The sequence below is a fragment of the Pseudonocardia sp. P1 genome (assembly GCF_000178675.2).
In the GTDB taxonomy this organism is placed as follows: Bacteria; Actinomycetota; Actinomycetes; order Mycobacteriales; family Pseudonocardiaceae; genus Pseudonocardia.
The window spans coordinates 3,521,850-3,534,044 of sequence record NZ_ADUJ02000001.1; the positions used below are offsets into that span (position 1 = coordinate 3,521,850).

General features: G+C 72.8%; 11 protein-coding genes. 6 read left to right on the plus strand and 5 right to left on the minus strand.

All coding sequences use genetic code 11. The features are described from left to right. The first annotated feature begins 19 nt into the window (after positions 1 to 19). Positions 20 to 799: a class I SAM-dependent methyltransferase gene (locus PP1_RS16055; protein ID WP_010241715.1), complete on the plus strand. Its 780-nt coding sequence runs from the start codon at positions 20 to 22 to the stop codon at positions 797 to 799. A 5-nt stretch (positions 800 to 804) separates the two neighbouring features. Then, positions 805 to 2,754, plus strand: a complete 1,950-nt coding sequence (locus tag PP1_RS16060; RefSeq protein WP_075313897.1) for an arabinofuranosyltransferase — start codon at positions 805 to 807, stop codon at positions 2,752 to 2,754. On the opposite strand, the gene PP1_RS16065 is transcribed toward PP1_RS16060, so the two are convergent. Further along, a complete protein-coding gene (locus tag PP1_RS16065) occupies positions 2,735 to 3,133 on the minus strand; it encodes a VOC family protein (RefSeq protein WP_010232788.1) in 399 nt (132 codons plus the stop codon). The genes PP1_RS16060 and PP1_RS16065 overlap by 20 nt on opposite strands. A gap of 155 nt (positions 3,134 to 3,288) precedes the next feature. On the opposite strand from PP1_RS16065, the gene PP1_RS16070 reads away from it, so the two are divergent. Next, complete coding sequence (locus PP1_RS16070) at positions 3,289 to 4,170, plus strand: glycosyltransferase family 2 protein (RefSeq protein WP_010232786.1); 882 nt, start codon at positions 3,289 to 3,291, stop codon at positions 4,168 to 4,170. 70 nt (positions 4,171 to 4,240) lie between these two features. Further along, positions 4,241 to 5,815 carry a hypothetical protein gene (locus PP1_RS16075; protein ID WP_010232785.1) on the plus strand — a complete coding sequence of 525 codons (1,575 nt, stop codon included), beginning with the start codon at positions 4,241 to 4,243 and terminating at the stop codon, positions 5,813 to 5,815. Here PP1_RS16075 and PP1_RS16080 read toward each other — a convergent pair. Continuing rightward, complete coding sequence (locus PP1_RS16080; protein WP_202796401.1) at positions 5,797 to 6,681, minus strand: glycosyltransferase family 2 protein; 885 nt, start codon at positions 6,679 to 6,681, stop codon at positions 5,797 to 5,799. The genes PP1_RS16075 and PP1_RS16080 overlap by 19 nt on opposite strands. An 81-nt stretch (positions 6,682 to 6,762) precedes the next feature. Between PP1_RS16080 and PP1_RS16085 the strand changes: the two genes are divergently transcribed. Beyond that, on the plus strand, positions 6,763 to 7,839 hold the full coding sequence (locus PP1_RS16085) for a hypothetical protein (protein WP_010232782.1): 1,077 nt from the start codon (positions 6,763 to 6,765) through the stop codon (positions 7,837 to 7,839). Between the two features lie 21 nt (positions 7,840 to 7,860). On the opposite strand, the gene PP1_RS16090 is transcribed toward PP1_RS16085, so the two are convergent. From PP1_RS16090 to pseB, 3 genes are read right to left on the minus strand one after another with little or no spacing between them, the layout of a single operon-like run. Next, a complete protein-coding gene (locus PP1_RS16090) occupies positions 7,861 to 9,273 on the minus strand; it encodes a lipopolysaccharide biosynthesis protein (protein ID WP_010232780.1) in 1,413 nt (470 codons plus the stop codon). Then, entirely contained in the window at positions 9,270 to 10,400 is a 1,131-nt protein-coding gene (locus PP1_RS16095; RefSeq protein WP_010232778.1) for a DegT/DnrJ/EryC1/StrS family aminotransferase, read from the minus strand. Before PP1_RS16095 ends, PP1_RS16090 begins: the two co-directional genes overlap by 4 nt. Before the next feature lie 2 nt (positions 10,401 to 10,402). Then, a complete protein-coding gene (gene pseB, locus PP1_RS16100; RefSeq protein ID WP_029239670.1) occupies positions 10,403 to 11,386 on the minus strand; it encodes a UDP-N-acetylglucosamine 4,6-dehydratase (inverting) in 984 nt (327 codons plus the stop codon). A gap of 83 nt (positions 11,387 to 11,469) precedes the next feature. Here pseB and PP1_RS16105 point away from each other — a divergent pair, with 83 nt between their 5' ends. Further along, on the plus strand, positions 11,470 to 12,195 hold the full coding sequence (locus tag PP1_RS16105) for a cytidylyltransferase domain-containing protein (RefSeq protein ID WP_010232775.1): 726 nt from the start codon (positions 11,470 to 11,472) through the stop codon (positions 12,193 to 12,195).

Consider the following 12,195-nt stretch of genomic DNA (forward strand, 5'->3'; position numbering starts at 1 on the left):
AACGGAAGAGTTCCCCGCCGTGGACCCGAGCGAGCACACCGACCTCCCCGAGTACGAGCGCTCGCTGCGCATGGTCGAACGGCGACGGCTCGCCACCGGCTTCGCCCGGCAGATCGCGATCACCACCGGACCGTTCCTGGACCGGCCGTTCGCCGAGTGCCGCGTGGCCGACCTGGGTTGCGGCTACGGCTACACCGCGCTCGAGCTGGCCGGGATGTGCCGCGAGGTGGTCGGGATCGAGCCGAACGCCGCGCTGGCCGCCGAGGCGACGACGCTGGCCGAGGAGGGCGGCGCCGACAACTTCACCTTCCGCGTGCAGGGCATCGGCGAGTTCGGGCACGGCGAGGACGCCGGCGCGTTCGACGTCGCCGTCCTCGACAACGTGCTGGAGCACCTCGACGACCAGCCGGACGCGCTGGAGCGGATCGCGTCCTGCCTGCGCCCCGGCGGGGTCGCCTACATCCTGGTGCCGAACCGCTGGTGGCCGATCGAGGCGCACTACTCGCTGCCGTTCCTGGCCTGGCTGCCGCTGCCGCTCGCGAACCGGTACCTGCGCCTGTCCGGCCGCGGCCAGGACTACACCGACGCCAGCTACGCGCCCGGATACCTGCGGATGCGGAAGCTGCTGGCCCGGCGCCCCGAGCTCGACGCCCGGTTCACCGTGCCCGGCGACGTCAGCCTCGCCGAGGGCGGTGGCTCGGCGCTGTACTCGGCGGGGGTGTCGGCGCTGCGCCGGTTCCCGGCGCTGTGGGCGATCTCGAAGGCGTTCCTCGTCGTCGCCGTGAAGAAGCCGGCCTGAGCCCCGTGTACGACGGCGGCGGCCCGGCCGCGGTGGACGGCTCGCGACCGTGGCCGGCCGCCGTGCACCGGGGGCCGGCCGGCTCCGGGCGGCCGCGCTCCACCCGCCGTCCGGCGGCGCTCGCGGACCTGGTCGTCGGGCCGGTGGTCGCGGTCGCCGTGACCGTGGCCGTGCTCGCCGCGGTGGACGGGCTGTCGATCCCGGCGTCGTCGAACGTCGGGCTGGCGCTGACCGCGTCCGGCGGCGCGGTGGTCGCGCTCGTCCTCGTCCTGGCGGCCCGGACCGCGCGCCCGCTGCTCGCCGCGCCGCTGACCTGGGCGGGCCTCGCGGCGCTCCCGTCGGTGCCGCTGGCGCTGTTCCTCGCGAACACCCCGCACTACCTGTTCGGGGTGTCCGGCGACCAGCAGTTCCGGGTGCAGTTCCTGACCCGGTTCGCCGACTCCGCCCGGCTCGCCGACTTCGCCTACGCCGACATGCCGCCGTACTACCCGGCGGCGTGGTTCTGGGTGGGCGGCCGCGCCGCCGCGCTGCTCGGTGTGGAGGCGTGGCAGTTCCACAAGGCGTTCTCGATCGCGACGCTGGCCGTGACGGCGGGCCTGGCGTTCGCGCTGTGGGCGCTGGTGACGACGCGGCGCCGCGCGCTGGGCGCCGCCGTCGCGACGACGCTGGCCGGGCTCGCGACACTGGCCGCGTACACGCCGTACTCGTGGCTGACCGGTGCGCTCGTCCCGCCGCTCGCGGTCCTCGGCCTGCGGCTGGTGCGCCGCCGCGACGGCGGGCCGTGGGTCCGGACGGCGGTGCTGGTCGGGCTGGTGCTCGGGGTCGCGGCCGTCACGCACACCCAGATCCTGGTGTTCGCCGGGCTCGTGCTGACCGTGCTCGCGGTCGCCGGCCTGGTGACCCGCACCGCGCGCCCGCTGCCGCTGCTGGGGACGGTCGGCGTCGTGCTCCTCGCGGCGCTGCCCCTGACACTGCTGCACTGGCTGCCCTACCTCGTCGCCGCGGCCGGGGAACCGACCTACAGCGCGGGTCAGCACTTCCTCGCCGAGGCCGGGTCGCGCTGGCCGGTGCCGATGCTCGAACCGACCGCGCTGGGCGGGCTGTGCCTGGCCGGGACGGTGTGGATCGTCGCCGCGGCCGGCCGCTCCCCGGTCGCCCGCGCCCTCGGGGCGACGGCGGCCTGCGGGTACCTCTGGTACCTCCTGTCGACGCTGGCGCTGGCCGCGGGGACGACGCTCCTGGCGTTCCGGATCGAGCCGATCATGACGGCCGCGCTGGCGTCCGGGGCGGTGTGGGCGGCCGCCGACCTCCTCGGGCTGCTGCGGCGGTGGGGCCGCGACGCGTCCGCCCGCCGGGCGGGCACCGCCGTGGTCACCGTGCTCGCGGCGGTCGCCGTCGTCGCGCAGGTCCAGACCGTCCCGGAGACGTACGAGTGGGCAGGCTCCGCCCAGGACTACCGGCCCGACGGCACGAAGCCCGACGGCTCCCGGAACCCGGACGAGCCGAACGCCTGGCTCGGCGAGCTCCGCGGCACGATCGACGGGCTGACCGGGCTTCCGGAGCGGGAGGTCGTCGTCGCGAGCGCGAACCCCGCGCTGCTGACCTACCACCCGTACTTCTCGTTCCAGGCGTCCGGCGCCCAGTACGCGAACCCGTTGGGGAACTACCCGGAACGCACCGACGAGCTCCGCCGCTGGTCGGCCGCCGCCGGCCCGGTGGAGCTGCTGGCCGCGCTGGACCGCGGACCGGCCCGCGCCCCGTCGGTGTTCGTGTTCTCCCGGACCGCGGACGGCCTCCTTCAGCTGCCGACGACCGAGGACCGGTTCCCCGACCCGAGCTCCGGCGCCCCGCCCGCGACGTTCGGCCCGCAACTGTTCGACGACCCCGCGTGGCAGCGGCGGGACGTCGGGCCGTACGCGGTGCTGGTGCGGACCGCTACACCTGCACCACGGTGACGACGTTGCCGTCCGGGTCGCGGAGCATGAACAGCTTCGGGGCGCCCGGGGTGTCGTCGGTGGGCATCGGCTCCATGTCGGCGACGCCGACCGCCGACAGCCGGGCGTGCTCGGCCGCCAGGTCCGCGGTCTCGACGCCGATCGCGCTGCCGCCCGGCTCGCCGTACATCGGCGGGTTCAGCGCGAGCCGCGCGGTCGAGCCGGGCGGGGCGACCTCGAGCCAGCGGTACTCGCCGTTCTCGCCGAACCGGGAGTCGCCGCGGACCTCCCAGCCGAGCTTCTGCGTGTAGAACGCCAGCGCGGCGTCCTGGTCGGCGACGGTGAACATGGCGACGCCGATGTTCGTGACGGTGGTGGGTGCCTGGGTGTCGGTGCTCATGCCGGTACGACCGCGCTGCGCACCGGGACTCATCGGTGCGGGCCGGATCGACTCGAACAGGTGAAACCCAGATTCTCGTCATTCTGCCGCAACCTGCTCATAGCGCACCTCGTTGCTCGGGACAGGGAATCGCGAAGTGGCGAGGAGATTGACCGATGACGCTCGACATCCTGCTGCCCTTCTACGGCGACGCGCGCCTGCTCCGGCTCGCCGTGGACAGCGTCCGTGCCCAGAAGAACCCACGGTGGACGCTGCTCGTACTCGACGACCACTACCCCGACCTCGAAGCCTGCCGGTGGATCACCGAGATCGGTGACTCCCGGATCCGCTGCCTGCGGAACGAGGTGAACCTCGGGGCGAATGCCAGCTACCAACGCTGCCTGTCGCACGTCGGCAACGAGTGGTTCACCGTCATGGGCGCGGACGACGTCATGTCGCCGGACTACGTCGACGTCGTGACCTCGGCGATCGAGGCCGCACCGGACGCGGGAGTGGTCCAGCCGGGCGTCACCGTCATCGACGGGTCAGGGCGCGACGTGCAGCCGCTGGCGGATCGGATCAAGACGTTCTACCGACCACGCCACCGTGGCCGCACCGTCCTCGGTGGCGAGGAACTCGCCACGAGCCTTCTCCGTGCGAACTGGACCTACTTCCCCTCGCTCTGCTGGCGCCGGGAGGCTGTGCCCGACTACGGTTTCCGTGACGACCTGCACGTCGTGCAGGACCTGGCGATGATCATGGACGTCCTCGGCCGGGGCTGGTCGATGGTGCTCGACGATCGGGCCTGTTTCCAGTACCGCCGGCACACGGGCAGCGATTCGGCGATCAAGGCAATGAACGGGACCAGATTCGACGAGGAACGCGCCTTCTTCGTCACCATGGCGCGGGAGATGGACGCCCGCGGGTGGCCTCGGGCGGCACGGGCCGCCCGCCGGCACCTGACGTCACGGTTGAACGCAGCGACTCTCGTACCCGTCGCGCTCCGCCACCGCAGGCGCTCGGATCTCCGCGCCCTGGGCAGACACCTCGTCGGCTGACATGCCGAGCCGCATGTGACACCGCCCGCGTCCGCTCCCGAGGTGCTCCGGGTTCCGGGAGACTGCGCGCATGCTGCGCAGATCCCGCCGGGGCGCCGAGCGTGATCGCGACGCGACCTCACCGTCACCACGGTCCCGCCTGCTCCTCCTGACCGCTGCGCTCGTCACCCTGGCGGTCGGATTGTGGGCCTGCTGGTCGGTGACCGTGGACGACGCCTACATCACCTACCGCTACTCCGCGAACCTCGCCCTCGGACACGGGCCGACCTGGAACCCCGGTGAGAACCCGGTCGAGGGGTACACCAACTTCCTCTGGATGCTCTGGCACGTTCCGTGGGTGTGGGCCGGGGCGTCTCTGCCGGTCGTCTCCAAGCTCACCGCTGCGGCGTGTGCAGGGGCGATCGTCTGGATCCTCGTCTCGGAGCCGAGGACTCGTACCGGCGCGGCGGCCGCCGCCGGGGCGTTCGTGCTGTTCCTGCCCACCTGGGTGCACGTGGACGCCGGTCTCGAGACGGCGCCGTTCGCATTGGTGGTCCTCCGGTCGGTCGTCCTCGTCTGCCGGCTGCTCCGCGACCGGACGGCCTACATCCGGTCGTGGGAGCTGCCCGCTCTGCTGCTCGTGGCCGGGATGCTGCGGCCGGACGGGATCCTCGCCGTCGCGCCCCCGCTGCTCGTGTGGGCATTCCTTCGGCGGGCCGAGCGCCGCACCTGGGCCTGGCTCGTCGGAGGAGCGGTCGTCGGTGGGGCCTACACGGCGTGGCGATGGACGTACTTCGGTCATCTCCTGCCGAACACCTTCTACGTCAAGGTCGGGGTCGAGGCGGCGACGGACCTGCGCTGGGCCACGACGACAGTCGTCCTCTTGCTGCCGCTCCTCCTGCTCACCGTGTCCGGACTGACACGGCGGCCCACCGCCGGTCCGGCGGCCCTGCTCGTCGCGAGCTGCGCTGCCCTCTACCTCATACCGGCTCTGACGGCCCCGGCGATGGACTACCTGTCGCGGTTCGCCTGGCACGGGCTCCCGCTGCTCTGTCTGGGTGCCGCCTGGACGCTGGACGGCATCGCACGGCGCCGCCTCGCGGTCTTCGTGGCACTCATCACCGTCGCCTGGACCTGCACTGCGGGGTTCCTGCACCGAGACGGACCCACGATGGTCAACTACGGCGAGGATCTTCGCCGGGCTCACATCGCGATCGGCCAGGGCCTGGCCGACGCCGGCCTCCCCGAGGCCCGCCGGTCGGTGGCGATGACGGATGCCGGTGCGATCCCCTACTTCTCCGGCTGGCGCGCGACCGACTACATCGGCCTGAACGACGAGCGGATCGGACACGGAGCGAGTGCGACCGAGGTCCTGCTGGCAGACGCACCGTCGGTGATCGTGGCCACGGGCCCCGGCCCGGAACTCCCCGCCACCTCATGGGCTACGGACCTGCCCCGCGCCGTGGGCGATCGCGAACTCGTGGCCGTCGTACGCGTGCGCCCCACCTACTTCGAGCAGGTGTATGCCGACCGTGACGTCGCCCAACAGGTCCGTAGCGCGGTACAACGCAGGCTCGTAGAGGCCGACGCGGATACCGACGCGCGGTTCGATCAGACCTACGACCGGTGGCTCGACCGGCTGTCCGGTCAGAACGTCAGCAGGTGATTCCCCAGCTCCCGGACCGCCGCTGCGTCCCGCCGGGCGAACGCCTGAGGTAGCTGGACAGCGGCGTTGAGCCGCGACGAGACGTGGGCCCGGGCAGCCCGCGCAGCCCGGGGCCAGCCCCGCGCCGTCATCCGGTCGCTCTCGGCCCGGAAGTAGCGCCGCTCCTCCGCGAACCGGTTCCCCGCGGCCGCGCCCGATCCGGAGTCGCTGGAGCGGTGCCGCCGGTAGCGGAAGCAGACGTGGTCGTCGATCACCATCGTCCCGCCGTCCGCGATCACCGCGACCGGAAGGGCCAGGTCGAAGACGTCGGCGGACTGCGGGATCTCCTTCAGCGCCGACGTCCGCCAGCACAGCGACGGGTTGTACAGCCAGTTCCCGCGCAGCAGGCTGACGACGAGGTCCTCCCCCGTCACCAGCCGCGGGCCGTGGCCCTTCGGCGCGAGCAGCGCCTTCACGCGGTCGGCGAGCGGCCGGACGGGCTCGTCGTACTCGTCCATGATCGCCACCCCGGGCTGGACGACCGCCGCGTGCGACCACCGGTCGTGCAGCGCGAGCACGGTCTCCAGGTAGTCGGGCGCCATCAGGTCGTCGGCACCCATCATCACGAAGTACGGCAGCTCGACCGCCTCGATGCAGTACCGGTTGTTCGGCTGGGCACCGAGCCGCTGCGGGTTGCGGCGGTAGCGGATCCGGTCGTCGCCGAGGCCGGCGAACCACGGCCCGATCGAGTCGTCGGGGTAGCCGTCGTCGACGACGGTGAGCCGCCAGTCGTCGCGGCTCTGCTCCTGGACGCTGCGCACCGCGCGGCGCAGCAGCTCCGGATCGCCGTAGAAGGGGAGCATCACGTCGACGGTCGGGGCAGGCACGCACCCGACGGTAGCGATCGCCCTGATCGCTAGGATCGCCCGGCCTCAGCGATACGACGCAGGACGGACCGGAGCACGGCCTTGGACATCCAGAACCACTACTACGGCCACTCGGCGGTCCTCGCCGCGTACGCGGGCCTGCCCCGCCCCCGGCACATCGCCGGCCTGCTGCAGCACGGCTGGACCGCGACGTCACCGGTGCCGGCACACTTCGCCGACTTCCCGAAGGTCGGCACCGACCCCCGCCAGCGTCGCCTTCTGGTCTGGTCGCACGACTGCCGCGGCTGGTCTCCTACCGACGAGGACCGGACGACCACCGCGATCGGCGCCCCACTGCTCTATCTGGAGCGACTGCTGCGCCGCGGCGGGTGGGAGCCCTCGGCGCAGCTCGGGCCGGTCTTCATCCCGTTCCACGGCACCCGTCTGGTCCGGGTGACGGGCGCACACGCCGACCTTGCACGGCAGGTCGCCAAGGTCGATGGTCCTTCGACGGTGTGCCTGCACCACGAGGACATGACCGATCCCGAGATCACGACAGCGTGGGCAGAGGCCGGACACACCCTGGTCACCGCCGGTCGCCGGGACGACCCCCACTTCCTGCTGCGGATCATGCACCTGATCGGTCACGCCAGCCGGGTCTCGTCGAACCGGCTGTCGACCGCGGTGCTGTATGCCGCAGCGATCGGGACTCCCGCCGCCGTCTGGGGCGACCCGTTGACGTTCGGCCACCAGGGCGCTGAGGCGCTCGCGATGCTCCGCGACCGCTGGCCGGAGTTCCATGTCTCCGACCCGGCCGACGGGTCCCGTCCGGTCACCGGCGCCGCCGAGGCGGACGCTGCCGCGACGGAACTCGCCCGCCGTGAGCTCGGTGCTCATCACCTCCTGGAACCGGATGTCCTCAGAGACGCGCTGGGCTGGGGGCGCACGCCGAGCATCGGCCCGGGTCTCCAGTACTACGCCGCATCCCCCGTCAACAAAGCGGCGATGGTCCTGGGCCTGACGAAGCGTTCCGAGGCCAGCCAGAATGCGATGACGGCAGGCGGGTTCGTCTCGTTCAGCCCCATGCTGTGGCTGAAGAACCCGCTCGCGGCGGTCCCCCGGCCGTTGCCGAAGGGACTGCCGGTCCCGATCGCGACGGAGCAGCCGCTCGACGCGTGATCACCCGCCGGGCCGGCCCGGTCAGCGGGTGAAGATCCGCCGCACCATCCACAGCAGCGCGACACCGAGCAGCGCGGCGAGCCCGAACCGCACCGACAGCCACAGCACGCCGTCGGCGGGCAGGACCACCCCGGCCCCGCAGACGACGAGCCCGGCGGCGAGCGGGCCGAGCAGCACCTGCTCGCGCCAGCTGGTCTCCGACACCCGTCTGCGCAGCAGCGACGTCCCCACGGCGAGCGCGACGTAGATCAGCGGGAACCCGACGGCGACCGCCGTCAGGGACCCGGTCTGCGCGAGCCCGACCGCTGCGGCCAGGCCGACCATCAGGCTGATCGGGCTCGCGACGGCCAGCCCACCGCTGCGTCCGGAGGCGAACACGAGGTGCACGTTCGCCAGGTAGGCGACCGAGACGACGGCGCCGATCGAGGTGACGGCGGCGACCGGGACCAGCTGGGCCGGGGCGAACTCGGCCGGGGCGAGGATCTGCAGCAGGAACGGGGCGAGCAGCGCCACCCCGCCGGACAGCGCCGCCGTCACGGCGGCGACGTCGCGGGCGCTGCGCTCCAGCGCCGCGCCCCGCTCGGCCGGGTCGGTCCGGTAGACCACCGGCGCCCACGCGTTGTTCAACGCCGAGACGATCATCGCGGGCGCCGACCCGAGGAGCAGCGCGATCTGCATGCGGCCGCCGTCGTCGATGCCGAACCAGCGGGTCGCGATCAGGACGAGGGCGTTCTGCACGAGCAGCAGCGCCACCAGGTGCGGGACGGCGGGCAGGCCGACCTTCAGCGCCTTCCGCAGGTCACCGCGCGCGGTCCGCGGCCATCCGTCGCGCAGCGCGAGCACGATCCCGGTCAGGCCGGCGGCGAGGTAGCCGAGCAGCAGCCCGAACAGGTAGTCGTCGGCGTCGCTGGCCCGCCAGACCACCATCGCGAAGCCGAGCAGCGGGCCGCCGAGGGTCGCGACCCCGGACATGACCACGAACGGCACCGGACGGTCCTGCACCCGCAGGAACGCCTGCGCGTTGAGCACCATCGCGAACCCGGCCGCGGCGAGCGCGGCGAACGCCAGCCCGGTCTGCCAGGGCACCGACAGCACCGGCCCGCTCCACAGCGGGCCGGCCAGCACGGCGGCGACGACCAGCAGCGTCGACAGCGCGCTGCCCTGCAGCACCAGCGCCCTCGCGCCGTCCACACCGGACTTCTCCAGGATGCCGTGCCGGGTGATCGACGACGCCAGCCCGAAGCCCGCGACCATCGCGCCGACCTGCACGAGGATCAGGCCGATCGCGACGATGCCGTACTCCTCGCGCCCGAGCACGCGCGTCACCACCGGGGTGACCAGCACGTTCGCCAGGATCGGCGCGACGCTGCCGAGGGTGTAGAGGGAACCGCGACCGAGGACGTCCTTGCTCGCGTTCCCGGCCACGGACGTCATTCCCCGTGTCCGAAGAATCCCCGTACGAGGGCCGCCACCCGGTCCACGTCGGAGTCGGTGAGATCGGGGAACAGCGGCAGCGAGAGCTGCTGCGAGTAGTAGGTCTCCGCGTTCGGGCACAGCCCGCGGCGGTAGCCGAGATCGGCGAAGACCGGGTGCCAGTAGGCGGGGACGTAGTTGACCTGCACCCCGATCCCGTTCGCACGCAGGTGCTCGAACAGCGCGCGGCGGCGGCCGTCGAGCACGCGCAGCGGGTAGAGGTGCCAGGCCGGGTCGGCGCCGCCGCGCCGGGACGGCAGGCGCACCTCGGCGACGTCGGCCAGCGCCGCGTCGTAGCGGGCGTGGATCTCGGCCCGGCGACGGGTGAAGGCCGCCAGCCGGCCCAGCTGCGACGACCCGAGCGCGGCCAGCAGGTCCGGCAGCCGGTAGTTCAGGCCGAAGGCGTGCACCTCCTGGTGCCACGGGCCCTCGTCCGGGAACCGCTGCCGCTCCCTGTCACGGACCAGCCCGTGGTTGCGGAACGACCGCGCGCCCTCCACCAGCGACGGCCGCGGCGAGACGACGGCGCCGCCCTCGGCCGTCGTGAGGTTTTTCGTGGGGAAGAAGCTCAGCGTCGTCAGGTCCGCCAGGTCGCCCACCGGACGGCCGTGCCAGGTCCCGCCGACCGAGTGCGCGGCGTCCTCCAGCAGCAGGGCCCCCGCGCCGTGCGCGATCTCCCGCAGCGGGCCGGCGTCGATCGGGTGACCGGCGTAGTCCACCCCCGCGACGACGGTCGTGGACGGCGTGAGCGCGGCCTTCGCCGCGTCCGGGTCGAGGTTGCCGGTGTCCTCGCTGACGTCCGCGAAGATCACGTTCGCCCCGTGCAGGGCCGCGGCCGACGCCGTCGCGACGAACGTCAGCGGTGCGACGACGACGTCCTGGCCGGGCCCGACGCCCGCCGCGGCGTAGGCGACGTGCAGCGCCGCCGTGCCGCTGGTGACGGCCACCGCCGGGTGCCCGGTGACGGCCGCGAGGTCGTCCTCGAACCGGGTGACCGCCGGGCCGGTCGTGAGCCAGTCCGTGCCGAGGACCGCCGTGACGGCCTCGACGTCGTCGGAGGAGATCGACTGCCGTCCGTAGGGAAGCATGCTCAGTCCAGGGCCTCGACCATCTGGCGCAGCTGCTCGGGCGACAGCCACAGGTCGTTCGTGTCCGAGCGGTACGCCTCGCCATCGGGCACCTGCTCGCCGCCCTCGGGCGAGGTGTAGCCCCAGCCGGCGATGTACGGCTCGACGACGTAGCGGTCGGCCAGCTTGAGGGTCCGCCGCGAGTCGTCGGCGGCGATCATCTCCTCGTGCAGCTTCTCGCCGGGCCGGATCCCGATCTCGTGGGTCGCGGCGCCGGGCGCGATGGCCTCGGCCAGGTCCGTCATCCGCATCGACGGGATGCGCGGCACGTAGAGCTCGCCGCCCTGCATCCGGTCGAACGAGTCGATCACGAACTGGACGGCGTCCGGCAGGGTGATCCAGAACCGGGTCATCCGCTTGTCGGTGATCGGCAGCGACTGCCCGTCGGCGGCCAGCTTCTTGAACAGCGGCACGACCGATCCGCGGCTGCCCAGCACGTTGCCGTAGCGGACCACGGCGAACCGGGTCTCGTAGGCGGCCGCGTAGTGGTTCGCGCTCACGAACAGCCGGTCCGCGCACAGCTTGGTGGCGCCGTACAGGTTGATCGGCGACGACGCCTTGTCCGTCGACAGCGCGACGACCTTCTTCACCCCGGCGTCGATCGCGGCCTCGACCACGTTCTGCGAGCCCTCGACGTTGGTCCGGATGAACTCGAATGGGTTGTACTCCGCGGTGTCGACCTGCTTCAGCGCGGCGGCGTGCACCACGTAGTCGACGCCGTGCATGGCACGGCGCAGACGGGGCTGGTCGCGGACGTCACCGAGGAACCAGCGCAGCCGCGGGTCGTCGCCGAACAGCGAGCGACACTCGTACTGCTTCAGCTCGTCCCGGGACAGGATGACCAGACGGCGCGGTTCGTAGCGGTCCAGCAGGGCGCGCACGAACGCCTTGCCGAAGGACCCCGTCCCGCCCGTGACCAGGACCGACGAGCCCTTGAGTACCGACATCACGCCTCCACATCCACGGTATTTCTCCCGCCCGGCATGATGGCACGCGCTCATCCGGACGAATCGAAGCAGGTAGCGAGCAGGTGCGGATCAACGCGGTCATCCAGGCGCGGACGGGATCGTCCCGCCTGCCCGGAAAGGTGTTGCGGGACCTGGGCGGACGCCCGGTCCTCGACCGGGTGGTCACCGCGGCGCGCACGGCGCCGGGGGTCGACGAGGTCGTGGTCGCGACGTCGACGGCCACCGGTGACGACGCCGTCGCCGACCGGGCCGCCGAGCTCGGCGTCCGGGTGGTCCGCGGTTCCGAGGACGACGTCCTGGACCGCTTCGTGCGGGCCGCCGACGAGCACCCGTGCGACGCCGTCGTCCGGCTCACCGCGGACTGCCCGCTGCTCGATCCGGAGCTGATCGGCCTGGTCGCCGCGACCTGGCGGAACGCGCCGGAGCACGACTACGTGGCCAGCACCCTGGTCCGCACCCTGCCCCGCGGGCTCGACGTCGAGCTCGCGACGGTGGCCGCGCTGCGCGACCTGGCGACCACCGCGACCGGCCACGACCGGATCCACGTCACCTCCGGCCTCTACGCCGATCCCGAACGGTTCCGGTGCCTCGGGATCGTCGTCGCCCCGGCCGCGAACGACCTGCGGGTGACCCTGGACACCGCCGACGACCTGCAGGCCCTGCAGGGACTGGTGGAACTGCTCGGCGACCGGACGGACTGGCGGTCCGTCGTGTCGGTGCTCCGGTCGCACCCCGAGCTGGTGGCGCTCAACGCGCACGTCCGGCAGAAGTCCCTGGCGGAGGGCTGA

Coding starts and splice junctions, on each gene's coding strand:
- PP1_RS16065 (WP_010232788.1), bottom strand. CDS start 3,133: ATGAGCACCGACACCCAGGCACCCACCACCGTCACGAACATCGGCGTC.
- PP1_RS16070 (WP_010232786.1), top strand. CDS start 3,289: ATGACGCTCGACATCCTGCTGCCCTTCTACGGCGACGCGCGCCTGCTC.
- PP1_RS16075 (WP_010232785.1), top strand. CDS start 4,241: ATGCTGCGCAGATCCCGCCGGGGCGCCGAGCGTGATCGCGACGCGACC.
- PP1_RS16090 (WP_010232780.1), bottom strand. CDS start 9,273: ATGACGTCCGTGGCCGGGAACGCGAGCAAGGACGTCCTCGGTCGCGGT.
- PP1_RS16095 (WP_010232778.1), bottom strand. CDS start 10,400: ATGCTTCCCTACGGACGGCAGTCGATCTCCTCCGACGACGTCGAGGCC.
- pseB (WP_029239670.1), bottom strand. CDS start 11,386: ATGTCGGTACTCAAGGGCTCGTCGGTCCTGGTCACGGGCGGGACGGGG.